The sequence below is a fragment of the Cytobacillus sp. FSL H8-0458 genome, from assembly GCF_038002165.1.
Classification (GTDB): Bacteria; Bacillota; Bacilli; order Bacillales; family Cytobacillaceae; genus Cytobacillus.
Map to the genome: position 1 here is coordinate 1,859,778 of NZ_JBBOBR010000001.1, position 23,419 is coordinate 1,883,196.

General features: G+C 41.7%; 22 protein-coding genes and 1 riboswitch. Of the genes, 12 read left to right on the forward strand and 10 right to left on the reverse strand.

Features of this window, described 5'->3' with window-relative positions; all coding sequences use genetic code 11:
* Positions 1–69 precede the first annotated feature (69 nt).
* The 3 genes from NYE23_RS09045 to NYE23_RS09055 all read left to right on the forward strand — a co-directional run bounded on the left by NYE23_RS09045 (position 70) and on the right by NYE23_RS09055 (position 3,916).
* A complete protein-coding gene (locus NYE23_RS09045) occupies positions 70–2,238 on the forward strand; it encodes a beta-propeller domain-containing protein (RefSeq protein WP_341077230.1) in 2,169 nt (722 codons plus the stop codon).
* A gap of 160 nt (positions 2,239–2,398) precedes the next feature.
* The gene (locus tag NYE23_RS09050) at positions 2,399–3,403 is read left to right on the forward strand and encodes a DUF3231 family protein (RefSeq protein ID WP_341077231.1); all 1,005 of its coding nucleotides are present in this window, start codon (positions 2,399–2,401) and stop codon (positions 3,401–3,403) included.
* Positions 3,404–3,508: 105 nt separating this feature from the next.
* Positions 3,509–3,916 carry a hypothetical protein gene (locus NYE23_RS09055; RefSeq protein WP_341077232.1) on the forward strand — a complete coding sequence of 136 codons (408 nt, stop codon included), beginning with the start codon at positions 3,509–3,511 and terminating at the stop codon, positions 3,914–3,916.
* Positions 3,917–3,950: 34 nt separating this feature from the next.
* On the opposite strand, the gene NYE23_RS09060 is transcribed toward NYE23_RS09055, so the two are convergent.
* Entirely contained in the window at positions 3,951–4,334 is a 384-nt protein-coding gene (locus NYE23_RS09060; protein ID WP_445662591.1) for a globin domain-containing protein, read from the reverse strand.
* Positions 4,335–4,534: 200 nt separating this feature from the next.
* Here NYE23_RS09060 and NYE23_RS09065 point away from each other — a divergent pair, with 200 nt between their 5' ends.
* The gene (locus NYE23_RS09065; protein WP_341077234.1) at positions 4,535–5,362 is read left to right on the forward strand and encodes an aldo/keto reductase; all 828 of its coding nucleotides are present in this window, start codon (positions 4,535–4,537) and stop codon (positions 5,360–5,362) included.
* 43 nt (positions 5,363–5,405) lie between these two features.
* On the opposite strand, the gene NYE23_RS09070 is transcribed toward NYE23_RS09065, so the two are convergent.
* Entirely contained in the window at positions 5,406–5,657 is a 252-nt protein-coding gene (locus NYE23_RS09070) for a hypothetical protein (RefSeq protein WP_445662592.1), read from the reverse strand.
* 440 nt (positions 5,658–6,097) lie between these two features.
* On the opposite strand from NYE23_RS09070, the gene NYE23_RS09075 reads away from it, so the two are divergent.
* The gene (locus NYE23_RS09075) at positions 6,098–6,670 is read left to right on the forward strand and encodes a hypothetical protein (protein WP_341077237.1); all 573 of its coding nucleotides are present in this window, start codon (positions 6,098–6,100) and stop codon (positions 6,668–6,670) included.
* Positions 6,671–6,702: 32 nt separating this feature from the next.
* On the opposite strand, the gene NYE23_RS09080 is transcribed toward NYE23_RS09075, so the two are convergent.
* Positions 6,703–7,011, reverse strand: coding sequence for a hypothetical protein (locus tag NYE23_RS09080; RefSeq protein ID WP_341077239.1), 309 nt, complete (start codon positions 7,009–7,011; stop codon positions 6,703–6,705).
* 143 nt (positions 7,012–7,154) lie between these two features.
* Here NYE23_RS09080 and NYE23_RS09085 point away from each other — a divergent pair, with 143 nt between their 5' ends.
* Genes NYE23_RS09085 through NYE23_RS09095 form a run of 3 tightly spaced genes read left to right on the forward strand, consistent with a single transcriptional unit; the run spans position 7,155 to position 8,170 of the window.
* The gene (locus NYE23_RS09085; protein WP_341077242.1) at positions 7,155–7,643 is read left to right on the forward strand and encodes a hypothetical protein; all 489 of its coding nucleotides are present in this window, start codon (positions 7,155–7,157) and stop codon (positions 7,641–7,643) included.
* A gap of 22 nt (positions 7,644–7,665) precedes the next feature.
* Positions 7,666–7,809, forward strand: a complete 144-nt coding sequence (locus NYE23_RS09090; protein WP_341077243.1) for a hypothetical protein — start codon at positions 7,666–7,668, stop codon at positions 7,807–7,809.
* Positions 7,810–7,834: 25 nt separating this feature from the next.
* Positions 7,835–8,170 (forward strand): DUF3889 domain-containing protein, encoded by a 336-nt coding sequence (locus NYE23_RS09095; RefSeq protein ID WP_341077246.1) that lies wholly within the window; start codon positions 7,835–7,837, stop codon positions 8,168–8,170.
* A 24-nt stretch (positions 8,171–8,194) separates the two neighbouring features.
* Here NYE23_RS09095 and NYE23_RS09100 read toward each other — a convergent pair whose 3' ends face one another.
* The 6 genes from NYE23_RS09100 to NYE23_RS09125 form a co-directional block, all read right to left on the reverse strand.
* Positions 8,195–8,773 (reverse strand): HAD hydrolase-like protein, encoded by a 579-nt coding sequence (locus tag NYE23_RS09100; RefSeq protein WP_341077248.1) that lies wholly within the window; start codon positions 8,771–8,773, stop codon positions 8,195–8,197.
* A gap of 88 nt (positions 8,774–8,861) precedes the next feature.
* Positions 8,862–12,308, reverse strand: coding sequence for a methionine synthase (gene metH, locus NYE23_RS09105; RefSeq protein ID WP_341077251.1), 3,447 nt, complete (start codon positions 12,306–12,308; stop codon positions 8,862–8,864).
* Positions 12,301–14,151 (reverse strand): bifunctional homocysteine S-methyltransferase/methylenetetrahydrofolate reductase, encoded by a 1,851-nt coding sequence (locus NYE23_RS09110; RefSeq protein ID WP_341077253.1) that lies wholly within the window; start codon positions 14,149–14,151, stop codon positions 12,301–12,303. Before NYE23_RS09110 ends, metH begins: the two co-directional genes overlap by 8 nt.
* A gap of 4 nt (positions 14,152–14,155) precedes the next feature.
* The gene (gene metC / locus NYE23_RS09115) at positions 14,156–15,340 is read right to left on the reverse strand and encodes a cystathionine beta-lyase (RefSeq protein ID WP_341077255.1); all 1,185 of its coding nucleotides are present in this window, start codon (positions 15,338–15,340) and stop codon (positions 14,156–14,158) included.
* The gene (locus NYE23_RS09120) at positions 15,337–16,449 is read right to left on the reverse strand and encodes a methionine biosynthesis PLP-dependent protein (RefSeq protein WP_341077258.1); all 1,113 of its coding nucleotides are present in this window, start codon (positions 16,447–16,449) and stop codon (positions 15,337–15,339) included. Before NYE23_RS09120 ends, metC begins: the two co-directional genes overlap by 4 nt.
* 76 nt (positions 16,450–16,525) lie before the next feature.
* A riboswitch (SAM riboswitch) is annotated at positions 16,526–16,641 on the reverse strand.
* Positions 16,642–16,840: 199 nt separating this feature from the next.
* Positions 16,841–17,020, reverse strand: coding sequence for an H-type small acid-soluble spore protein (locus NYE23_RS09125; protein ID WP_341077260.1), 180 nt, complete (start codon positions 17,018–17,020; stop codon positions 16,841–16,843).
* Positions 17,021–17,185: 165 nt separating this feature from the next.
* Here NYE23_RS09125 and NYE23_RS09130 point away from each other — a divergent pair, with 165 nt between their 5' ends.
* The 3 genes from NYE23_RS09130 (at position 17,186) to odhB (ending at position 21,839) form a co-directional block, all read left to right on the forward strand.
* Positions 17,186–17,425 (forward strand): hypothetical protein, encoded by a 240-nt coding sequence (locus tag NYE23_RS09130; RefSeq protein WP_048011627.1) that lies wholly within the window; start codon positions 17,186–17,188, stop codon positions 17,423–17,425.
* A gap of 315 nt (positions 17,426–17,740) precedes the next feature.
* The gene (sucA, locus tag NYE23_RS09135; RefSeq protein WP_341077262.1) at positions 17,741–20,584 is read left to right on the forward strand and encodes a 2-oxoglutarate dehydrogenase E1 component; all 2,844 of its coding nucleotides are present in this window, start codon (positions 17,741–17,743) and stop codon (positions 20,582–20,584) included.
* 1 nt (position 20,585) lies between these two features.
* Positions 20,586–21,839: a 2-oxoglutarate dehydrogenase complex dihydrolipoyllysine-residue succinyltransferase gene (gene odhB, locus NYE23_RS09140; protein ID WP_341077263.1), complete on the forward strand. Its 1,254-nt coding sequence runs from the start codon at positions 20,586–20,588 to the stop codon at positions 21,837–21,839.
* 432 nt (positions 21,840–22,271) lie between these two features.
* Here odhB and sda read toward each other — a convergent pair whose 3' ends face one another.
* Positions 22,272–22,403: a sporulation histidine kinase inhibitor Sda gene (gene sda, locus NYE23_RS09145; protein WP_035330849.1), complete on the reverse strand. Its 132-nt coding sequence runs from the start codon at positions 22,401–22,403 to the stop codon at positions 22,272–22,274.
* Between the two features lie 211 nt (positions 22,404–22,614).
* Between sda and NYE23_RS09150 the strand changes: the two genes are divergently transcribed.
* Positions 22,615–23,409 carry a VOC family protein gene (locus NYE23_RS09150; RefSeq protein ID WP_341077265.1) on the forward strand — a complete coding sequence of 265 codons (795 nt, stop codon included), beginning with the start codon at positions 22,615–22,617 and terminating at the stop codon, positions 23,407–23,409.
* The last annotated feature ends 10 nt before the right edge of the window (positions 23,410–23,419 follow it).

The window sequence follows — 23,419 nt, forward strand, 5'->3', positions numbered from 1 at the left end:
TTTTTCTTGAAATATTTGTAACTATTGGAAGAGACAGCGCGTCAACTTACTTAAAAAGGGGTGTCTGTCATGAAACATAAATGGCTTTTTCTTGGTGGTATCACATTAATCCTTATCATAATGGCGTCTTTTTCATTCTTTAACAAATTAAAAATTGTGAGTACTCTGGGAGGAGCTAATGAAGAATTAATTGTTTTAAACAATAAAGTGTGGGAGGTTGCGTTTTCAAAAGAACTTAATCCGGATAGTGTTAACAGTACCTCTGTTTATATCCTGAATGAAGAGGGAGAAAAGGAGCAGGTAAGAACCTCTCTGAAAAACAATAATAAATCCATTGAAATTCAGCCGCCCGATGAAGGATATCATCTGCATTCACCTCACTATACATTGGTGATCACAGATGATATTAAGACAAAGAGAGGACAAAATCTGAATCAATCAGTAAAAACAGCCTTTAAAGTTATTAATACATTGCCGGCAATCGGCTCAAGAGAAAAATTGAACAGTTATTTTTCAAAAATGCTTAAAGAAGAACGGACTTTCTTTTCCGGAAGGGATATGGCGGTGAGCGAGGAGAGCAGCAGTGCAAAGAGCTCAGAAGATTCTGCAGGAACAGATTTTTCGGGGACAAATGTGCAGGTTACGGGTATTGATGAAGCCGATCTGATAAAAACAGATGGAACGCACATATACAAAATCTCTGAAAATAAAGTCCAGATTATCAAGGCAGTTCCGGCAGATAAAATGGAACTGGAATCTCTGTTAACTTTTAATGGAGACTTTTCGCCCTATCAGTTATTTATAGAAGGCAGCCAATTAATCGTTTTGGGCCACAGCTATAAAGATGTACCTGAATCCATTGGGAAGGAGTCTCCGAAAAAAAAGATTGCACCTGCATTTCAATCTGTCAAAACAATTGTTTATAATATCGAAAATAAACAAAAACCAAAACAAATTAGAGAAACAGACATTGAGGGCAGCCTGCTTGCTTCAAGGCTAATGGATGGAAAAGTATATTTAATAACAAGTTATCATCCCGAATATTGGATACTGGAAAGAAATAAAAATACCGATCTGCGTCCCCGTTATTATGATACTTCCGAGAGCAAGGAGCAGCAGATTGTAGACTATAATGAAATAAAATATTTTCCCGGTTCTCAAAATGCAAATTATATTAATATAGCTGTATTGGATTTAAATGCCGGCAGGAAGCCATTAGCTGTCACAAGCTACTTAGGCAGCGGAAATGAATTTTATATGTCCAAAAACAATTTATATTTAGCAGCCACCCAATACAATAATGAAATCATCGCAGACAGACAGATGCCACATCCTGATACGAGCATCTTTAAGTTCAATATAAAAGATGGAAAAGTAGAATTCCAGACATCTGCGGAAATAAAAGGCAACGTTTTAAATCAGTTTTCAATGGATGAATACAATGGGAACTTCAGAGTCGTGACAACCAAGGGGGAAGCCTGGGATGAACGAACTCCTTCATCCAATAGCCTTTACATTTTGGATAGGAATTTAAAACAGATTGGCCAGCTCGAAGACCTGGCAAAAGGGGAGAGGATTTACTCTGCAAGGTTTATGAATGACCGGATTTATATGGTTACTTTTAAAGAAACCGATCCTCTCTTTGTTATTGATGGCTCAAATCCTGAAAAACCTTATATTCTCGGTGAATTAAAAATTCCCGGCTTCAGCAATTACCTGCACCCTTTGGATGAAAATCATCTCATTGGCTTTGGTCATGATACAAAGATTACTGGAGGCAAAGAAGCTGGCAGCCAGCCTGTTATTGCAACGGACGGTGTTAAAATATCTTTATTCGATGTAAGTGATACAAGTAATCCCGTTGAAAAGGATACAGAAATAATCGGGGGACGCGGCACCTACTCTCCTCTAAATTACGATCATAAAGCACTGCTCGTTGATAAAAAGAAAAATCTATATGGATTCCCCATTTCGATCTACCAGAATAAAGAAGGAAGCCAGTTTGAATCCACATTCGACTTCCAGGGTGCATTAGTATACAAAATTACTGTCCAAAACGGAATTGAGCTGCAAAGTGAAATTACCCACCAGACAGAAGAAGCAATCTATGAAGAATGGGAAGATGCAATCGAGAGGCTTATCTATATCGGTGAGTACATTTATAGCATTTCACCTCAAAAAGTTGATGCCTATCATACAGATGGGTACCAAAAAGCAGGAGAACTGAGGTTAAATTAATTTAAGAGAACTGGCCTCCCGGCTGGTTCTTTTTCTTAATGACCCTGCAGAAAATAATATTGGAAGTGAATTTCCAAATTCTTGAATGAATTTGCTATAAAACGGCTACTATAAAGTCTATAGTATATAAATATAATTTTAATAAGTGGCTGGTGAGAAAATGAAAGGCAGCAGTATTCCTAAATTAATATCGTCCGAAATGGCCATGCTCTGGAATACCTATGTAGCAGATACAGCAGCAGTCTGCTGCATAAAGCACTATATAAAAACAAATGGGGACCCGGATGTCCTGCCGGTATTGAACTACGCGCTGAGTATCGCGGAGGATCACATAGTCGAAATTGCCTCTCTCTTTAAGACAGAAGAATTTCCCATACCTGATGGATTTAATGAGCAAGATTTGCACATTGACGCTCCCAAATTATTTTCAGACATAACTTATCTAAGATTCATGCATCATTTAGGAAGAACAGGATTGAATGCCTATTCACTTGCTAAATCAGTTTCTGCAAGAAAAGACATTCGCAGCATGTTTAAAAAATACTATGAACAAACCGAAAAACTCTTTGATATGGCAGCTGAGGCTATGCAGGAAAAAGGGATTTTCATTCGATCACCTTATATTGAATATCCCAAAAAAGTAAAGTATGTATCAGACCATAGTTTCCTTGGCGGAATTGCAGGCAACAAACGTCAGCTGCTGGCCATCGAAATTGCCCATCTGGGCACGAATATCGAGTTATCCAATATTGCCAAAACCATGCTTTTAGCATTCAGCCAGGTAGCTAAAGAAAAAGTGATAAGCAATTATTTCAAAAAAGGCTATGACATGAGCCTTGAGCATGTTGAATATTTTCTAAATGTCTTAAAAAATGACGATGTAGCCTATCCAAGCACATGGGATGGTTCTATAACAGACTCAACGACCTCACCTTTTTCGGATAAGTTAATGATGTTTCTGATCGCCAGCATAACTGCGGTCGGCGTAATGGACTTTGGAATAGCCATCGGTGCAAGCATTAGAAAAGACCTGGCAATCCAGTATGCTAAAATGATGATCAAAGTCGGTAACTTTGCAGGCGATGGAGCAAAAATGATGATTGACAACGGCTGGCTGGAAAATCCGCCTCAATCACTTGATAGAGATGAACTCAGAAAAAAATAGCGGTGAAGCATTCTTTTATAGGGGATGCTTTATTTTTTATGAGTGCCACCCAAAAATTGGGGTAATAGAATACTAGCTTACAAAATAAAGAAGAGATGAAATTGAATGCATAAATGGATGCTTACTTTTACCGCATGCATGATGCTGACGGCCTGCAGTGCGGGAGAAGAGAAAAAAGAGGAAGCCGCAGAGAAAGAAAATAGCAGCCAGGAATATAATGAAGCCACTAATACAGAAGGTGAAAAGAAACCCCTCTCTATTGCCGAACTGGATGACCGTATAGATGAGGGTATGAATATAGACACCTACTCCGCTGAAGTGCAGTCATGGGCTGAAAAGGGACAGCTGGAAATGGAAGAAACAGTAGTTGTTGAAGATGAAAATACCTCATCAGCAGACATTCTTCAGCTTGCCGATGGATTTTTAGGAGTGGCATATGACGAAAAGGAAGTTACGGAAGTAAAAATGTTCCAGTCGGCAGAGCATGCAAAAGAATATTTTGAATCACTTTAATGAATATTGGACCTTCCGGACGGAAGGTCCAGTTTCATTCAGGGCTGTTTACCATAATCGCTGCAACCTGCATTAATCGATCATAGAAAAGGACAGCTGCAGGATTTTGTTCAATGCCTGTCTCCTGAAAGGCCTCCTTCATACAGGCAAGCCATCTTTGCGCTCTTAATGGTGTAATCTCAAATGGAAGATGTCTTTGTTTCATGGCCGGCGGGCCAAACTCCTGGCTGTAGAGAGCCGGCCCTCCAAGAAATTGTGTAAGAAACATTCTTTGTTTTCGCTTAATATCCTCTATGTCTCCTTCAAAAAGGGGACTTAAAACTGGATCTGCATACACACGCGGATAAAACGCCTCGACAAGTTTTTCAATAGTTTCAGTTCCGCCTATTTCTTCAAAAAGTGTTTTAAAATCCTGCACAATTCTTCACCTGCTTGTAATTCATAATTATATTGTCATTATATAGAAGTTATTCTAGCTTAAACGTGATATAAATCACAGTTTAAAATATTCTTAGACAAACATCCGCCAAACTTTCATTTTTAAGCATAAAATTTTGTTAACTGAATAGAATGTGCGAAAATTATCCAGTACTCCAATTGCTAATAAGAGGTGAGAGAATGGAAAATCTACAATCAGCTGCATCATTACATAACGGTGTAAAAATGCCTTGGCTTGGTTTGGGTGTTTTTAAAGTTCAGGACGGAGACGAAGTTGTCCAGTCAGTCAAATCAGCCATTAAAGCAGGTTATAAAAGCATTGATACGGCAGCAGTCTATCAGAATGAAGAAGGTGTAGGCCAGGCAATCAAGGAAGCAGGCGTACCTCGGGAAGAGCTATTTATTACCACGAAAGTCTGGAATTCTGACCAGGGCTATGATTCTGCAATCCATGCATTTGAAACCAGCCTTGAAAAGCTTGGTCTCAATTATATTGACCTTTACCTGATTCACTGGCCTGTAAAAGGGAAATATAAAGAAACATGGAAAGCACTCGAAACTCTTTATAAAGAAAAGAAAGTAAAAGCAATTGGCGTGAGCAACTTTCAGATTCATCATCTGGAAGATCTAATGAAGGATGCCGAGATAAAGCCGATGGTCAATCAGGTGGAGCTTCATCCTTTACTCAGCCAGTCTGAGCTTAGAGACTTCTGCAGAAGTCAGGATATTCAGATAGAAGCATGGTCACCACTCGCACAGGGAGAGCTTCTTGAAAACGCAGCATTGAAAGAAATTGCCCAAAAGTACGGCAAATCTGTTGCACAGGTTATCTTAAGATGGGATCTTCAGAACGGAATTGTTACTATTCCAAAGTCAGTAAAAGAACATCGCATCATTGAAAATGCTGATGTATTTGACTTTGAGCTTTCTTCAGAAGATATGGACAAAATAAGCAGCTTAAATGACAATAGACGAGTAGGTCCTGACCCTGACAACTTCGATTTTTAAATAATGCAGCAAACCGGCAGGCAAAAAGCCTGCCGGTTTATTTTTACTCCTCAAAATAATCCCGAAATTCTTCTGTATCCGTTTCATTTTTATTCTTGTAGTAAGGATTATCTTCAGTCGAATTTTCCGGATCAAGATTTGTCTTTATCACAAGTGTCGGCCCCAAAGTATGCCCGGCAATCAGCCGATCATCCAGTTCTTCAAAATCCGGCAGCTTTTTGCTTCCTGGTTTTATTGGATCCATGGCTGCACCTCCCATTCCATAGCGTGCAATGAGCAGGTACAATTTATTCATTATAGACCCTTAAGTACGAAAGAATGTTTGCACAAGCGGAAAAAAGGATATTAGGGAAGAAAACTATCTTTGTGCTGCTTAAAGTGAAACTTCAATCAGTGGGGAGTGCTTTTCTCCCTGCTGATTGTTAGTTGAGGCCCACAGGACAAGGAAGGCTTCGTCAGCATGAGCATCGCACGACCAAATGCGACAGCTTTTGGGAGGAAGTGGGTCACAAAGACGTTGCCACAGGACAAGGAAAGCTACGGCGATACATCGCACGACCGAAAGCGGCAGCTTTTGGGAGGATGTGGCGTTCTTAGTCTTTGTTCGCTTTTCGGCCTTTATGGGCAGTTTGACACCCACTTATCCTCCTTTGATTCATCAGAATCTTGATGTTGGGGTCATACTGCCCGTTAGACTGCGATAAACCTACCCTGGTTTTTGATGGAGGAAGATAAATGAGTATTTTCGAGAATATTTTAGATATCCTGGAGGAAAAGGGGGCTATATCCATCCCTTCTCTGCTGGATGAAATGAATAGGCTGAGCAACTTTCAGAGAACCGGCGCAAAACCTGTTGAATTATCACATGTAAAATCAGTCATCAGCAGGAAAAGAGAGCTTTTCCATATTAAAAACAATATTGTCACGATTGACCCTGATAAAGATCCCATTCTTTTGAGCGTCAGCCTCGGCGGTTATCCGGGGCCATGGTACAAAATTGAAGTGGATTTCATCAATGGGCGTTTTGTTTATTTTGAATGGCATTTAAGTAATTTTTCATCAAGAAATGCGCTGCCGAGAGCATCAGGAAGCATTGAAGAATTCAAAAAAGAATTATACCGGCTGAAAATTTGGAAGTGGCATAGGGAATACAAAAATCCAGGGATTTTAATGGATAGTGTGACATGGTCCATAAAGCTGGTCACGAAGGAAAATATTTTTGAGAGTCAGGGGATACAGTCTTTCCCTAATGGCTGGGATAAGTTTTGCATGGCACTTACGAATCTTACTGGAAAATATATCTGTTAAAAAGCTGCTGCTGAGAAACTGGCTGCGGCTTTTTAGTTTTCTGAAATCAACTTTAGGACAAAACTCTTATCTTCCTCATCAATATACAGGCAATATTCTTCTTCCTCTGTTATATCCAGCAGCTGCTGAAGTTCTTTTGGGATATGGATGGAGCCATTTTCTGAAATAAGTCTTTTATTGTGGGTTGATTTTAAATTGGCTCTTTCAATAATAATTTGATCATGGTCGAAGCGAAGATCAGCCAGTTTTCCCGGCAAAAGGCCAAATTGGCTGCGCCACTTGCTGGGAAGCTGAATTTTACCCGTTTTATTGAAATTCTTGCACTTGTACATTGTCAGCATGCTGATCAACTCCTTCTATGCTTGTTAATCTATTACACATATTGGAACTTTCAAAACACGAATTTCAAGCAATTTTCGAAAACCCGCAAAAAGGAGAATAAATTTCCTCTAAATACAAAACCTTTAAAAAAAGGTGGGGTAAGATGAAAAAGAAGCTATATCTGGTGCTGATAATACTCCTTTCCTGGCTGAGTGTTCCATTTATAGGCAAAAAGGATTTTAAACGATTTTATCCTGCTGCCCTATTTATGGGGTTTTATGTATTGATAGAAGGGGTTATAGCTGAAAAAAACAAATGGTGGACGATTAAGACTCGATTTCATCCAAAGCTCAGTGGTGAACTGCCATTGGTTTTAGGACCATTTTTTGCAGGGTCCATATGGATATTAAAACTGACTTATGGAAAACCACTGTTTTATATTCTTTTGAACACTGTGGTCGATGCCTTTTTCGCCTATCCTTTTTATACTTGGTTCAAAAAAATCGGAATATGGAAACTACGGCGTTTTTCACAGATGAAGCTGTTTATGCTGTTTTTGCTGAAGTCGATCTTCATGTATGTTTTCCACCTCATCTTTGTGGATAAAAAAACAATATTCAGGTTAGCGAATGGATTTAAAAAACCTTTATGAACAGGGGAGAGGAGAGATGAAAATGCAAAAAAGAAAAGACGTTCAGTGTACAGATGATAAGGATATACTCCATCACTTAATGGAGGAACAAATTGCTTATATCTGTGTGGAAGAAGAAGAAGAACGGATGAAGGAAGAAACTATGAATAGCGTCAATAGCAATTAGGATACTTCCCGGAAAGAGGTTTAAGATGAAGAAATTAATGATCAGCCTTATGGTATTGATGTTCTTATCAGAATACATTCCCATTCGGGCAATCACTGGAGAAGCCTATGCAGAGAGACCGGAACCAGCCTATGCAAAATGGGGCAGACTTGCTATGGAAACAGCAAAAGAGAAATACCCAAGAGCTAAAATCCTTGACTACCTGCATATCGGCAGAGAAAAGAGACAAACGACAGATATCGAAAGATTCAAGCTTTGGATAGAGGATGGCGGCAAAGAGTTCGGTTTATACATTGATATTGAGTTTGACTCAAAAACGGACAGAGTAATCAGGATTAATACACGAAAATCAGCAAATTAGCTCACTCAGAAGCAAACTGGGACTTCACCTTGGTGAAGTCCTGTTTCCTTTTATCCCAATTTCAAATTTGGAATAACAATCAATCTCAAAGTCTGCATAGGGATTAGGATTGCGAAACGCACAGGTACTGATGCTGATCTGTCTGGCAGGCATTAAATCTGTATCCTGGTCGCCAATGGCCAAATCAATGTGATAACGCCGGTGCAGATATTCATAGGATTCCGGATGGGGCTTTAAGGAGAAACCATCAAATTCAGGGCAGATTACTTCTTCGAAATAGGAAGTAAGTCTCCAATACTCCAGCAGCTCCTCCGTTGATTGCCGGTTACGGTGGGTTACCAGCACGTTTACATTATTTTGCTCTAATATTTTCCTTACAAAAGGAAACAATGGCTTTTCATCATGCTTAAAAGTAGCTTCCATTTGACGAAAATGAGCAATTTTTTCTGGAGGAACATCAAATTTCTGATATGCTGTCCCGTTTTTCAGGAACGGAAGAACTTCCTGAGGATCCAGTTCTTTGCCTGATATGCCGATAAATGCCTGAACCAAAGTGGGCCAAGTATCCAGAATCGTGCCATCTAAATCCCAAAGGACATTCATAAAATTAACCTCCTTGCTATGTATTGATTGTAAAGGCTGTGAAAAGTAAAATGCAAATACCCGGCAATTTTACATGCCGGGTATCCTATTATCTCAAAACATTAAAATATCTGGCTTCCGGATGGGCAAACACCATTGCAGATACAGAAGCCTCAGGTTCCATCATACATTCTTCAGTAAGCTGAACTCCTATATCCTCAGGTTGTATAAGCTTAAACAGCTTTTTCTGGTCTTCAAGATCAGGGCATGCAGGATAGCCATACGAAAAGCGCTGCCCCTGGTATTTCGCTGCAAAACGGTCTTTCATCGTCATTTCAACCGGATCAGGGAATCCCCAGCGATCACGGATTTGGCGATGGATCAGCTCAGCAAGACCTTCAGCCGTCTCCAAAGCCAGCGACTGCAGGGCATGGCTTTCCAGGAATCTGCCTTCAGCTTTTAAACGGTCTGCTATACCGCGTATTCCTTTCCCGGCTGTCACAGTAAAGAAGGAAACATAATCCATTTGACCGCTTTCTTTTGATTTAAGGAAATCTGCCAGACATAAGAATGGCTCTGTTTCCTGGCGCGGAAATTCAAATGTCTCAATGACGGTCTTTTCATCCTTTGCATAAATAAACACCTTATCTCCATCTGACTGGGCAGGGAAGAATTGATAAACTGCTTTAGGCTCAATCCAGTTTTTCTCTTTTGCTTCAGCAATCAGTTCATCAACCATTGCGTTAATTTTAATGGCTTTTTCATCTTTTTCCGCAAGCAGCTTTTGCAGGTTTCCTTTTAAGCCAAGGTGATGGCCAATCAGCATCTGCTTGTTAATGTACGGTTCAATATGTGAAAGGGAATATGATTTCAACAAATGCCGTTTTAAATCTTTTGGAACAAATACAGGTACTTGTGTGCTTACTGTTGGTTTAGGCTTTACTGCAACTGCCACTGATCCGCGGTCATAAGGTACCGCATTAAGCGCTGCTGCCTGTTTTTCCTCCTGCTGGGTTCGCAGTTTCTCAGCTTCTTCAGGCTCCTGAAGCTGATTGGCTAAAGAGAGACCGTTCATCGCATCCTTAGCATAAAGCACGAGACCGTCATATTCCTTGGAAATTTTAGTATCAGTAAATTTCCTTGAAAGGGCTGCGCCGCCTACTAAAATCGGGATATCGATGCCAGCCTGTTTCATATCATGGGCCGTGATGACCATTTGCTGTGCTGATTTGACTAGGAGCCCCGATAGACCGACCATATCCGGATTCTCACGCCTGATGTTTTCAATCAGTTCAGCAGGGGAGACCTTGATTCCCAAATCTATCACTTCATATCCATTATTGCTTAAAATAATATCCACAAGATTTTTTCCTATATCATGAACATCGCCTTTAACGGTCGCCAGGATGATTTTCCCCTTGGCTGAAGATTGAGCGACACCTTTTTCCATATAGGGTTCAAGATAAGCGACAGATGCTTTCATAACCTCGGCGCTCTGCAGAACCTCTGCAACAATCAGCTGATTATCATTGAACAATCTACCGACTTCCTTCATTCCATTCATTAAAGGCCCATTAATAATATCTAGCGGAGCAGGATATTCCTGGAGAGCAAGTTCGAGATCCGGCAGCAGCCCTTCTTTTGTTCCTTCGAGAATATAATAGGCTAGGCGCTCCTCAAGTGTCATATCCGGAAGAATACTTTTGCTTTCTTTTTTCTTATCCCGGTAAAAATCAGTGAAAATGGCAAGTGATTCATCAGTAGTTTCAAAAAGCAGCTTTTCAGCCATTAAGATCTCTTCCTTAGAAATGGAAGCAAATCTTTCGAGTTTCTCCGTGTTCACTATCGCATAATCCAGGCCTGCCTGGGTGCAGTGATACAAAAATACAGAATTTAAAATTTCCCTGCCGACAGGAGGGAGGCCGAAGGATACATTACTGATTCCCAAAATGGTTTGAACCTCCGGCAGAGCCTCTTTAATAAGTCTGATTCCTTCTACTGTAGCCTTTGCAGACCCGATGTATTGCTCATCCCCAGTGCCGACAGGGAAGACGAGGGGGTCAAAAATAAGATCCTGAGGCGGGATATGATATTTATTTACAAGCAAATCATGAGAACGCTTTGCAATCTCAAGTTTACGTTCAGCCGTAACACCCATGCCTTCTTCATCAATTGTTCCGACAACTACAGCAGCACCATAGCGGTGAATGAGAGGGGCAATCGCCTCAAAGCGTTCTTCGCCATCCTCCAGATTAATCGAATTTATGATGGCTTTACCCTGTGAATAGGTGAGAGCTTTTTCGATCACTTTTTCATCTGTTGAATCGATCACGAGCGGAACTTTGATTTTTTTCACTAATTCCTTGATAAAATTCTCAACATCCTGCATTTCATCACGATCAGGATCTGCCAGGCAAATATCAATAACATGGGCACCGCCTTTTACCTGGGCACGGCCTATCTCAGCAGCCTCCTCGAACTTTCCTTCTGCAATCAGCCTTTTAAACTTGCGGGAGCCAATTACATTTGTTCGTTCTCCGACCATTATGGGTCTTAAAGTTGGATCATCATAAATCAGAGGTTCAATTCCGGAAACTTTATGCAGGGAATTCCCCTCATAATTCCTTGGTTTATAATCTTTAACCGACTCAGCAATTGCCTGGATATGTTCAGGTGTGGTTCCGCAGCAGCCGCCTACAATATTCAGCCAGCCTTCCTTGGCAAATCCCTCAAGCTTGCTTGCCAGTGATTCGGGAGTTTCATGGTACTGTCCTTCTTCATCAGGCAATCCTGCATTGGGATAGCAGCTGACTGCAGTGGATGCCAAGCCTGACAGAGAACGGATATGGTCCTGCATGAATTCGGGACCTGTCGCACAGTTGAGTCCAACTGCCAGAGGCTTCATATGTTCAAGCGAAATATAAAAGGCTTCAATTGATTGGCCTGCAAGGGTCGTGCCCATCGGTTCAATTGTTCCCGAAACAATGAGCGGAATTTTTATTCCCGTCTTTTTTGATGCCTTTTCAATGCCGATAAAACCAGCCTTCACATTCAGCATATCCTGACTGGTTTCCAGAAGAAGAAGATCTGCTCCGCCGTCCATTAACCCTCTGGCCTGCTCTTCATAAGCTGCTATCATGTCTTCAAACGTAGAACCGCCGGTAACACTAAGCGTCTTCGTCGTTGGCCCCATCGCGCCTGCCACATATCTCGGCCATTCAGGAGTAGACATGCGTTCTGCAGCTTCTCTGGCAATTTCAACAGCAATCTTATTCAATTCATAAGCTTTTTCTTCCAGATCGTAATCAGCGAGAACAATGCTTGTGGCCCCAAAGGTGTTGGTTTCAATAATGTCAGCGCCGGCTTTTAAATATTCAAGGTGAATATGTTCAATAACCGATGGAGCCGTAATATTCAAATTCTCGTTGCAGCCTTCATATTCTTCTCCGCCAAAATCATCCGCTGAAAGATTGGCTCTCTGAAGCATGGTGCCCATTGCTCCGTCCATGATCAGAATCTTCTTTTTTAGCTGCTCCTGCAGTGATGGTTTATGCATGCTGTTTCCTCCTTGAAAGCCGTTCGGTTGTCTCACGGGCATAGTTTGATAGCTCGACAGTCATTTCATAGCGCATAAATGGAGTGATAAGATAAATGCCATTAAACAGCTCTGCCGCAGCATCGATCAGCGACTTGGCAATGGCAATGCCTTCAGCACCAGCTCGTGCTGGATCATCCTTTAATAAAGCCATCCTGCTTCTGATACTGTCGGAAATTTTGATTCCCGGAACTTCATTATGAAGAAACTCTGCATTCCGGCTGCCTGTAAGAGGCATTAAGCCGATATAGACTGGTGCTTTTAAATCTTTCACAGCCTCATGAACCTCAAGCAGCTTTTCTTCAGAGAAAACAGGCTGCGAGATAAAATAGTCCGCACCATGCTCCATTTTCTTCTCGAGTCGCCCAACCGCTTTTTCCAAAGAGCGGACATTAGGGTTAAAAGCGCCTGCAACTGAAAAGGCCGCTTTCTGGCCCAGGTCTTTCCCTGAAAACGATAATCCTTCATTTAACTGCTTGATCATACTGATCAATTCAAATGAAGACACATCATAAACAGAAGAGGCTCCAGGAAAGTCACCGACACGGGCAGGGTCTCCCGTTACGGCTAGAATATCATTTAACCCGAGGGCATGAAGACCCATTAAATGGGATTGAAGCCCAATTATATTTCGATCCCTGCAGGTTACATGAACAAGGGGGCGCAATCCGGTCTGCTGCTTGACAAGATAGCCAAGTGCAGAGTTGCATACTCTTGGTGAAGCAAGGGAATTATCTGCAAGAGTAATAGAATCGATTCCAGCTTCCTTTAATGCTTTTGCACCTTCGAAAAAGCGGGCAGTATCAAGCTTCCTTGGCGGGTCCAGCTCAACAATTACCGATGGCCTTTCTCTCACAATATCCTGAAGAGGAGGGAGTTCTCTGGATGATTCCGGTTTCTCTGAAACAATGACTTTATTAACTGCCTTTATTTCTTTTTCCTCGATTGGAGGTAGTCCTTTTAACACATCAGCAAATGCCTTGATATGGTCAGGTGTTGTTCCGCAGCACCCTCCAAGAAGGCGTACACCCTGATTCCGGAATTCTATTGCGGACTGCCGGAAATATTCCGCATCACCTTCATAGTGAAATTTGCCGTCCGTATAAGCTGGAATGCTGGCATTTGGATATGCAGATAGGTAGGCATGTTTTGGCAAAGGTACACTTTCGAGCGTTTTCAGCATATGATGGGGGCCAAGCCTGCAATTGATTCCCACAACATCCGCCCCAATGCCGTCAAGCTTTGTTAAAGCATCTGCTATAGGAGTCTGGTTCTGAAGAACTCCAGCTTCCTGAAGTGAAACCTGTGCGATAATCGGCAAATCGGTTTCTTTTCTGGCTATAGCCAGAACCGTCTCAAGTTCTTCCAGATCATAATAGGTTTCAAGCAAAATACCATCTACATCCTCAAGCAGCAGACAATAAAGCTGCTCACGGAAGCTTCTTTTTATTTCCTCCAGTGTAATCATGTTCGGTTTGAACCCTCTGATCCCGCCGATTGTACCGGCAACATATGCGCGTCCCCCGGCAGCTTTTTTGGCAATCCGGGCTGCCGCACTGTTAATCTCTTTCACCGAGTCTTCAAGCCCATACCGCTGCAGCTTCAGATAATTCGCCGCATACGTATTGGTTTGGATCAATTCAGCCCCTGCGCCTATGTACGCTTCATGGATGTGCTGGATCTGCTCAGATTGCGATAGATTTAATTCCTCAAAACAGCTGTCGGTGCCATAGGAGTAAAGAAGAGTTCCCATCGCGCCATCTGCTATGATGATTTCATTCTTTAATTTATCCAGGAAACTCAAAGTATCACCCCCGCTGTAAAATGGATTGCTTTGTTTGTCCGGCTGCAGATAAAGCTGCCTTGAAATCTTCTATAATATCCTCTGCGCTCTCCAGGCCAACAGAAAGACGGAGAAGACTGTCTGTTATTCCGCGCTGTTCTCTTTCAGATGGAGGAATGGCTGCGTGCGACATTTTGGCAGGGTAGGAGAGGATGGATTCAACTGCTCCGAGACTTACTGCAAAAACAGGAATTTTAACATTTTCCACAAATACTCTCATCGACTTTTCATCTTCAAGTTCAAAAGAAAGAACAGCACCTGCGTTCACAGCCTGCTTCTTCTGGATTTCATAGCCGGGATGTTCAGCAAAACCGGGATAATGAACCTTCTTTACTGCAGGGTGATCATGAAGGAAACGGGCAATCTTCTCAGCTGATCTCACAGACTGATCGAGCCTAACCTGCAGCGTTTTAATGCCTCTCAAGACAAGCCAGGCATCCTGTACACCCAGAACAGCTCCAAAGGAATTTTGGAGAAAAGCCAGTCTTGCTCCTAATTCAGGATCCTTCACAACAGCTAAGCCGGCAACGACGTCACTGTGTCCGGATAAAAATTTGGTTGCGCTATGCAGCACGATATCTGCCCCTAAAGAGAGCGGTTTTTGAAGAGCAGGGGTCAGGAATGTGTTATCCACAAATGTCAGGGCTCCATGCTGTCTTGCCAGTGAACTGATGGCCTGGATATCTGTCACCTTCAGCAGCGGATTGGAAGGAGTCTCTACATAGAAAACTTTCGTGTTGGGACGGATTGCTTCTTTTACTTCCTCAAGATTTGTCATATCAACAAATGTATGCTCAATGCCAAAACGGGATAGGACCTCTGTTGTCATGCGATAGGTTCCGCCATAAACGTCTTCTGTAATGACAACATGATCTCCCTGTGATAAAAGGAGGAATGCTGTGGAAATGGCAGCCATTCCGGAAGAAAAGGCAAACCCTCTAATACCTTCTTCAAGCTCCGCGATGACTTCCTCAAGTGCTTCCCTTGTTGGATTCAGGCTGCGGCTGTAATCATATTTTCCGAACGCATCAATATCTTTTTGATGGAAAGTGGAGGCATGCTGGATCGGTACACTGACAGCTCCTGTTTCCGGGTCGAATTTTTGATTATTGTGAAGCAATTTCGTTTGGAATGTGTAATTCGTACTCATCGTACTGCCTCCTTTAAAACCTTTGCAAAAGCATGTTCAAGATCCGCCTTCAAATCTTCTGCATTTTCGATTCCAACCGAGAAACGCAGAAGCCTGTTACAGACACCGGTTTCAATGCGGATCTCTTCAGGGATGTCCGCATGCGTTTGTGTTGCAGGATATGTTATGAAACTCTCGACTCCACCAAGGCTTTCAGCAAAGGAGATTAGGGAGAGGCTCTGCAGAAAAGGATTCACCCAGGATTCTTCCTGGATCCGGAAAGATATCATTCCTCCCTTGCCTGGATAAAGAACATCTGTTATGGCATCATGGTGTGATAAGAAAGCCGCTAACTCCCGGGCATTTTTTTCATGCCGTTCCATGCGAAGAGAGAGTGTCTTCATGCCTCTGATCAAAAGCCAGGAATCAAATGGGCTAAGGACTGCACCTGCAGCATTGTGGTTCATGGCAAGATCCTCACATAACTGTTTGCCTTTTGCGACAACTAAACCGGCAAGGACATCATTATGGCCTCCAAGATACTTCGTCGCACTATGGATGACAATATCAGCTCCAAGCTTTAACGGCTGCTGAAGAAGGGGGGTGTAAAATGTGTTATCAACGATCAGCAGGATATTATGCCGTTTCGCGATGTCAGCTATCAACTGAATGTCTGTCTCTTCCATCAGCGGGTTAGTGGGAGTCTCCAGAAATATTGCTTTCGTTTTTTCAGTGATTAGCTCTTCAACATTTTCAGGAGTGCTCGTATTTACATATTTGCTCTGCAGTCCCCATTTTTTGAAGCCCTGTTCAAGCAGACGATAGGTTCCGCCGTATAAATCCTTGGAAACAATCCACTCATCTCCGGATTTAAAGAGGGAAAGAATCGTAAGAATGGCAGCCATTCCAGAACTGCAGGCATAGCCTTGATCGCCTTCTTCCAGATCGGCGATTGCTTTTTCAAGCAGCTGGCGGGTAGGATTGCCTGTTCGGCTATAGTCAAAGCCAGTTGACTGACCAATGCCTTCATGCCGGTAGGCGGTGGAAAAGTATACAGGCGGATTGACTGCACCTGTTGCTGATTCGCTCCTGTTTCCGATTTGTGCTAATTTGGTGTCAATATTATACATGCTGGTAAACACTCCTTCGTCATAATAAAAAAAAGCCTTCTATAAGAAGAAGACTTTTTAATGTGAACAGCCATTCTTCTTATCTTTCAAGTTTCTAAAAAACTTGCAGGAATTAGCACCTTTTCAATCAAAATATGATTGCTGGTTGCTGAGGCGTCGTCGGGCCTTACCCTCGACCTCTCTGGATAAGAAATCAAATATTAAATTTTCTCTAAACTTTACTACAGTAAACCGTTAAGAGTCAACACTTTTTTGAATATTTCATGTTATAAAAAATATCTGGCCAGGCATCTTGAGTCCTTCTGCCTTAAATATCTGTTTCAAGGAGGAATAAGGAGGATCTTGAACCAAAAAAACTTTCCATTACATTCTGGAAAGTTTTTTTGGGTATTCATTCTTCAATCAAATCGTTAACCGGCACATCCATTTCTTTTTCAGAATTTGCTTTTGTGTAAATGCGTGCTGTCTTAGTCTGCTCATCTACATGCTGAATGATGATCGGTATGCCATTTAAAGTGACACTGTGCACTTCAGCAGACTCAGCAATCTCTTTTGCTCTGCCTATATTCATGGAAAAACCTCCTGAATTTGAATAATTTTAATGTGCCTTAAAAAGACACATATTATTCTTTTAAAATTAGCCTGGCATAAACTGTTATAGCTAGATCTCTTTAAAGTTCAGAATATTTCCTTTATAATAATGAGGAAAATAATTTTTTCTTGGAGGGAAGCTTTTATGCAAGAACATAGTCACTGCCGTCACAGATTTGCCGAAACAGATGGGCCAGCCGTTTTCCGGACAATTGATGGCATTGAAGTGAATGTTGCCGGCAGCTTATTCCAAAAATGTACAACATGCGGTCATTTTGATTTTCCCGTAGATACCAGAGAAGCCATTGAATCTTCCCTAAAAGAAAACAGAAAAAATACCAATGAATCGAAACAAATCTATATAAACCTGGTAGAAACTTTTTAAAGCCGAAACATTTCGGCTTTTTTTATGTTCAAGTTATTTCATATTTATAAATGTTTACCCTTTTACAAATCATTTTTTTAGAATAAGTTATTGCTAAAAAATTTTTTTAATAGTTTTCCACTATATTCATGTTTTTATCTTTGTACAACTAGATTTTACGTGTTAGAATAACTGTGGAAACGTTTTATCCTCTGAAAAATATTATTATTCGTAAAAATGAATTGTTAATTCATTCAAATGATGGGTATTGTATTTTCAGGGAGAAAAAACGTATTGAATTATTCACTTACAAAACAGTTATGGAGGTAATTTTCCATGAAAAAGCCATTTAATGGTGAGGGACCTTTTGAACAGGGATTTCATGGCCCAAACCTTGGCTACGTTATTGAACTTTATGAAAGATATTTAGAGGATCCATCATCGATTGATCCTGAAATGAAAGAGTACTTTGAAAAGAATGGTTCCCCGCTTGCGAGTGAAGGAACGGCACAAATCGCTTCATCAGCAAATCAGCCAATGAATGCCGGACAGCTTGAGAAAACACTTGCTGCTATTCGCCTAGCTGATAATATCCGCACATATGGCCACTTGGCTGCCGATATTTATCCGCTGGGTAACAATAAATCGGAAGCTGCTTTATTTGAACTGAGCAAATATGGCTTAACTGAAAATGACTTGAAAGAGATCCCTGCTGGTGTCATTACTAAAGATGCCACATATCCTTTACGCAACGGACTTGAAGCAATTGAATTCCTGAAGAGCGCTTATATGGGCCCCATTGCTTTTGAATTCCAGCATATATTTGATGAAAACGAAAAAGACTGGCTCCGCCGCAAAATAGGTGCGAACAGCCACAAGCTGTCAATGCAAAAGGCGGAAAAACTGAAAGTTTTAAGAAGACTGACTGAAGTTGAGGAATTTGAAAAGTTCCTTCATAAAACCTTCGTCGGACAAAAAAGATTCTCCATTGAGGGCCTTGATACAATGGTTCCTTTATTGGATGAAATTGTCTCTGAATCCGTTTCGGATGGAGCAAAAACAATTAACATCGGCATGGCCCACCGCGGAAGGTTAAATGTTCTTGCACATGTGCTTGGGAAGCCGTATGAAATGATTTTCGCGGAGTTCCAGCATGCGCCGAATAAAGAACTTGTTCCTTCTGAAGGATCCATCGGAATCAATTACGGCTGGACAGGCGACGTGAAATATCACCTTGGTCTGGATAAACAGATCAAAGATGAGAATACGACCATTGCCAGACTGACATTGGCTAACAATCCGAGCCATCTTGAATTTGTAGGTTCACTGGTTGAGGGCTACACGCGAGCTTCACAGGACAACAGAACAAAGGCCGGTTATCCTGAAGTAGATCCAAAAGCTGCTTTATCCATTATCATTCATGGAGACGCAGCATTCCCTGGTCAGGGAATTGTAGCAGAAACACTTAATCTCGGACAGCTGACTGGCTATAATACTGGCGGTTCGATCCATATCATTGCCAATAATACAATTGGTTTCACAACAGAATCACATGATTCACGCTCTACCAGATATGCAAGTGATCTGGCCAAAGGGTATGAAATGCCAATTATGCACGTTAATGCAGACGAACCTGAAGCAGTAGTTGCAGCGGCAAGGATTGCCTGCGAATATCGTGCTAAATTCCAGAAGGATATCCTCATCGACTTAATCGGATACCGCCGTTTTGGACATAACGAGATGGACGAGCCTATGACGACGAATCCTCTTATGTATAATATTGTACGCAAGCGGCCAACCGTGAAAGCGCTGTATGCTGAAAAGCTTTTAAATGAAAAGATCATCAGCAAAGAGGAAGCTGAAGGCGTCCATAATGAAGTACTGGAAAAAATGAAGGCAGCCTATGAAAAGGTGCCAAAAGAAAAGAAGGAAGCTGAGTTAACCGATCCTCCTGAAACTGTCGAAAAGGGTCTGCCAAAAATTAATACAGCCGTTTCAATTGATAAACTAAAGCAAATCAATGAAGAATTATTAAAATGGCCGGAGGATTTCAAAGTATTTGATAAACTCGGCAAAATTCTGCAGCGAAGATTGGAAGCGCTTGAAGGGGACGGCAAGATTGATTGGGGTCTCGCAGAAACACTGGCATTTGCAACCATCCTATCTGATGGTACACCTGTCAGACTGACTGGCCAGGATTCAGAGAGAGGAACATTTGCTCAAAGAAACGTTGTTCTGCATGATCATACAACAGGAAAAGCGTATTCACCTTTGCATAAGCTCTCAACTGCCAAGGCTTCATTCGCTGTCCATAATAGTCCATTATCTGAAGCCGCTGTTGTAGGCTTTGAATATGGATATAATGTATTTGCCCCGGAAACGCTTGTTTTATGGGAAGCTCAATATGGTGATTTTGCCAACGCAGCACAGGTAATGTTTGACCAGTTTATTGCTGCCGGCCGTGCAAAATGGGGCCAAAAATCTGGTCTAGTCATGCTCCTCCCACATGGTTATGAAGGACAGGGACCTGAACATTCAAGTGCGCGCCTGGAAAGATTTCTGACTCTTGCAGCTGAAAATAACTGGACAGTTGCCAATCTTTCTTCATCAGCACAGTACTTCCATATTTTAAGAAGGCAGGCTGCTATACTCGGAAAAGAGGAAGTTCGTCCGTTAGTGATCATGTCTCCGAAGAGTCTGCTGCGCAATCCGACTGTCGCTTCAAATGGACTGGAATTGAGCGAAGGAGAATTCCGATCGGTTATAGAACAGCCTGGTTTAGGTCAAAATCATGAAAAAGTGAAACGCATCATTCTTGGAACAGGAAAGATCACAATTGATTTAGCCGAAAACCTGAAAAACTATCCGGATCAGGATTGGTTCCATATTTTACGTGTGGAAGAAATCTATCCGTTCCCAATGAATCAGATTAAAGACATCTTAACACGTTATCCAAATGTGGAAGAAATTGTCTGGATTCAGGAAGAACCTAAAAATATGGGTGCGTGGAATTTCGTTGAACCTAGACTGAAAGAAATCGCAGGCAGCCATATCGATGTCAGCTACATCGGTAGAAAACGCCGATCAAGCCCGGCAGAAGGCGACCCGACTGTTCATAAGAAAGAACAAGCACGTATAATAGATGAATCACTAACTCGCAAGCAAGAAGGAGGAAATTAAGGTGGCAGAAATCAAAGTTCCAGAATTGGCGGAATCCATTACAGAAGGTACGGTGGCACAGTGGCTGAAACAGCCTGGTGACACTGTTACTAAAGGTGACTATGTTGTCGAACTTGAAACGGACAAGGTAAATGTTGAAATTATTTCTGAACACAGCGGAGTTTTACAGGAAATCAAAGCCCAGGAAGGCGACACGGTTAACGTAGGTGAAACCATTGCTATCGTTAATGAAAGCGGAGAAGCTGCACCTGCACAGGATAAAGCGGAAGAAAAGCCTGAAGCAGCTAAAGCGGAAGAGCCAAAGACAGAGGAGCAGCCTGCACAGCCTGCTGCTGAAGAAAAAACTGGCGGGCAGCGTCCAATCGCTTCACCGGCAGCACGTAAACTGGCAAGAGAAAAAGGCATTGATCTAAGCCAGGTGCCGACAGCCGATCCACTGGGTCGAATCAGAACACAGGATGTTGAATCCTTTAATCCTAACCAGGCAAAACAGCAGGCTCAAACACCAAAACCGGCAGCAGCTTCCAAACCTGCTGAACAGCCGTCAGGCGGAAAAGAAGTGGAACGGATCAAAATGTCCCGCCGACGCCAGACAATTGCAAATCGCCTGGTAGAAGTTCAGCAAACGGCAGCCATGCTGACCACATTCAATGAAGTGGACATGACAAATGTAATGAACCTTCGCAAGAAGCGGAAAGATAAATTCTTTGAAGAAAATGATGTAAAGCTTGGCTTCATGTCATTCTTCACCAAAGCGGTCGTTGCAGCACTTAAGAAGAATCCTTACTTAAATGCTGAAATTCAAGGCAATGAAATCGTTCTGAAAAAATTCTATGATATTGGTATCGCTGTTTCAGCTCCTGAAGGTCTTGTCGTTCCGGTTGTCCGTGATGCAGACCGCAAAAACTTTGCGGAAATCGAAAAGGATATCATGGACCTTGCAGTGAAGGCAAGAGACAATAAGCTTGCTCTTTCAGATCTGCAGGGAGGAAGCTTCACCATCACAAATGGCGGTGTATTTGGCAGCATGATGTCTACGCCAATTCTGAACGGACCTCAGGTTGGTATCCTTGGAATGCACTCCATCCAGCTGCGCCCGGTTGCGATAGATGCTGAAAGAATGGAAAACCGTCCAATGATGTACATCGCACTATCTTATGACCACCGCATTGTTGACGGAAAGGAAGCTGTAACATTCCTGAAACGCGTCAAAGAACTGATTGAAGATCCGGAAAGCCTTCTTTTTGAAGCCTAATAACTAATGAAACCAGAGTGGAGTTCCGCTCTGGTTTTTTTAATAGCATAGGAAACTATAAAAATGAACGATATTAATAGCTCTGTGGAAGAGTGTCTGCATCCAGCTCCAGCGCCTACCCCCTCGAGGTGTCGGGGGTGAGCAAGGCGCTTCCGCTTTCGTTATGGAAAATTATTTGCATTAAGGAAACAATGTACAGGTTATGAATAGTATATTAAAAAGCGGGTGATAACCTTGAAAAGAAGGCAAATGAAAATTCTGCAGTATAGTGCGTTGTTAAAGAAATTAGGGGTTATAAGTGAAGAGGAATATGAAAATATAAAAAAAGCAAACAAACTTACAGCATACGTCCGAAGATAATAAAAAAAGCGGGAATAGCTCCCGCTCTACATATTCACTAAGTATTTGGCTAACTAATATGGATTTTGAAACTTACTCTTTAAACGGTCTTAAGCCCCGTTTTTGAATCTCCGTTTTTAATATCCTAATCCATTCCTTTTCAGACCCTGACTTTAATGCATCACGATACGAGACGACCAGCTGCTCATTACTCATAATTTTCATTATGCATACCTCCTGGTTAAATGGATTGAATATTCTATTTTTTATTATTGTAAAGGTTTTTTAAGATTTTGTGAACCCTTTATAAAGAAAAGATTTATTACATTCTGGTGACATTTTTCTGCATATTCTTTTCACACTATCAGACAGTAGACTGTGTTATACAGAAAAAGGTAAAATTTATATAACTACTGAATAAAGGGAGAATCTGCATATGAATGTAACGCTTGATCATATTGTCCACTTTATAAAGGCTGAGCCGGCTGCTGCTGCTGCAAAATGGAGGGATCAAGGATATAAGGCAATATCAGGGGGGAGCCATGAAAACTGGGGAACATATAACAGCCTCTTGTACATTGGGCATTCATACCTTGAGTATTTATCAATTGAAAAGAATCATATTGCCTCAATGAGCGATAATCCGCTTATTAAACAGCTGACAGAAGAAATCCGACTTGGAGAAGGGATCGGCCAAATCTGCTTCCGAACCAATAATATTGAAAAGCTGCAGAGTGAATTAACGGGAAAGGGCTTTGAGACTTTTCCAATCTTTGATGGAAGCAGAAAGAGGGCTGATGGAAGCATCCTTTCCTGGAAAATGCTCTTCATAAAGGAAAATCCCGATTATATATACCCTTTCTTTATCGACTGGGGCATGGAAGACGATAATAGATTTGAAGAACTGGAACAACTTGGCCTAATCGATGAGAAGCTTGCCACTAAAGAAATTGCAGCAGTTTATATAGCTTCAAAAGACTTTGAAAAATCTGCGGCAGCATGGCAGGAAATCATTCCGGCTTCCGGGTCTGATGTTTACATTAGCAATGACGGAAAAGAAAAGAGAGCTTCCATTCTGATTGGTTCAGTTAAAATCATCTTTTGCCAGCCATTATACGAGAATGGAAGGACAATGGAGGTTCTTCGTAAAAGGGGGGAGAAGCCCTTTGCTGTTCAATTAGCGCCAAGCCTAGAAAAAGAACTATCACTATTTGAAGGTCTTTATTTTTAAAGGCGAGTGA

Coding starts and splice junctions, on each gene's coding strand:
- NYE23_RS09045 (WP_341077230.1), top strand. CDS start 70: ATGAAACATAAATGGCTTTTTCTTGGTGGTATCACATTAATCCTTATC.
- NYE23_RS09050 (WP_341077231.1), top strand. CDS start 2,399: ATGAAAGGCAGCAGTATTCCTAAATTAATATCGTCCGAAATGGCCATG.
- NYE23_RS09055 (WP_341077232.1), top strand. CDS start 3,509: ATGCATAAATGGATGCTTACTTTTACCGCATGCATGATGCTGACGGCC.
- NYE23_RS09065 (WP_341077234.1), top strand. CDS start 4,535: ATGGAAAATCTACAATCAGCTGCATCATTACATAACGGTGTAAAAATG.
- NYE23_RS09070 (WP_445662592.1), bottom strand. CDS start 5,657: ATGAATAAATTGTACCTGCTCATTGCACGCTATGGAATGGGAGGTGCA.
- NYE23_RS09075 (WP_341077237.1), top strand. CDS start 6,098: ATGAGTATTTTCGAGAATATTTTAGATATCCTGGAGGAAAAGGGGGCT.
- NYE23_RS09080 (WP_341077239.1), bottom strand. CDS start 7,011: ATGCTGACAATGTACAAGTGCAAGAATTTCAATAAAACGGGTAAAATT.
- NYE23_RS09085 (WP_341077242.1), top strand. CDS start 7,155: ATGAAAAAGAAGCTATATCTGGTGCTGATAATACTCCTTTCCTGGCTG.
- NYE23_RS09090 (WP_341077243.1), top strand. CDS start 7,666: ATGCAAAAAAGAAAAGACGTTCAGTGTACAGATGATAAGGATATACTC.
- NYE23_RS09095 (WP_341077246.1), top strand. CDS start 7,835: ATGAAGAAATTAATGATCAGCCTTATGGTATTGATGTTCTTATCAGAA.
- NYE23_RS09100 (WP_341077248.1), bottom strand. CDS start 8,773: ATGAATGTCCTTTGGGATTTAGATGGCACGATTCTGGATACTTGGCCC.
- metH (WP_341077251.1), bottom strand. CDS start 12,308: ATGCATAAACCATCACTGCAGGAGCAGCTAAAAAAGAAGATTCTGATC.
- metC (WP_341077255.1), bottom strand. CDS start 15,340: ATGAGTACGAATTACACATTCCAAACGAAATTGCTTCACAATAATCAA.
- NYE23_RS09120 (WP_341077258.1), bottom strand. CDS start 16,449: ATGTATAATATTGACACCAAATTAGCACAAATCGGAAACAGGAGCGAA.
- NYE23_RS09125 (WP_341077260.1), bottom strand. CDS start 17,020: ATGAATATAGGCAGAGCAAAAGAGATTGCTGAGTCTGCTGAAGTGCAC.
- NYE23_RS09130 (WP_048011627.1), top strand. CDS start 17,186: ATGCAAGAACATAGTCACTGCCGTCACAGATTTGCCGAAACAGATGGG.
- sucA (WP_341077262.1), top strand. CDS start 17,741: ATGAAAAAGCCATTTAATGGTGAGGGACCTTTTGAACAGGGATTTCAT.
- sda (WP_035330849.1), bottom strand. CDS start 22,403: ATGAAAATTATGAGTAATGAGCAGCTGGTCGTCTCGTATCGTGATGCA.
- NYE23_RS09150 (WP_341077265.1), top strand. CDS start 22,615: ATGAATGTAACGCTTGATCATATTGTCCACTTTATAAAGGCTGAGCCG.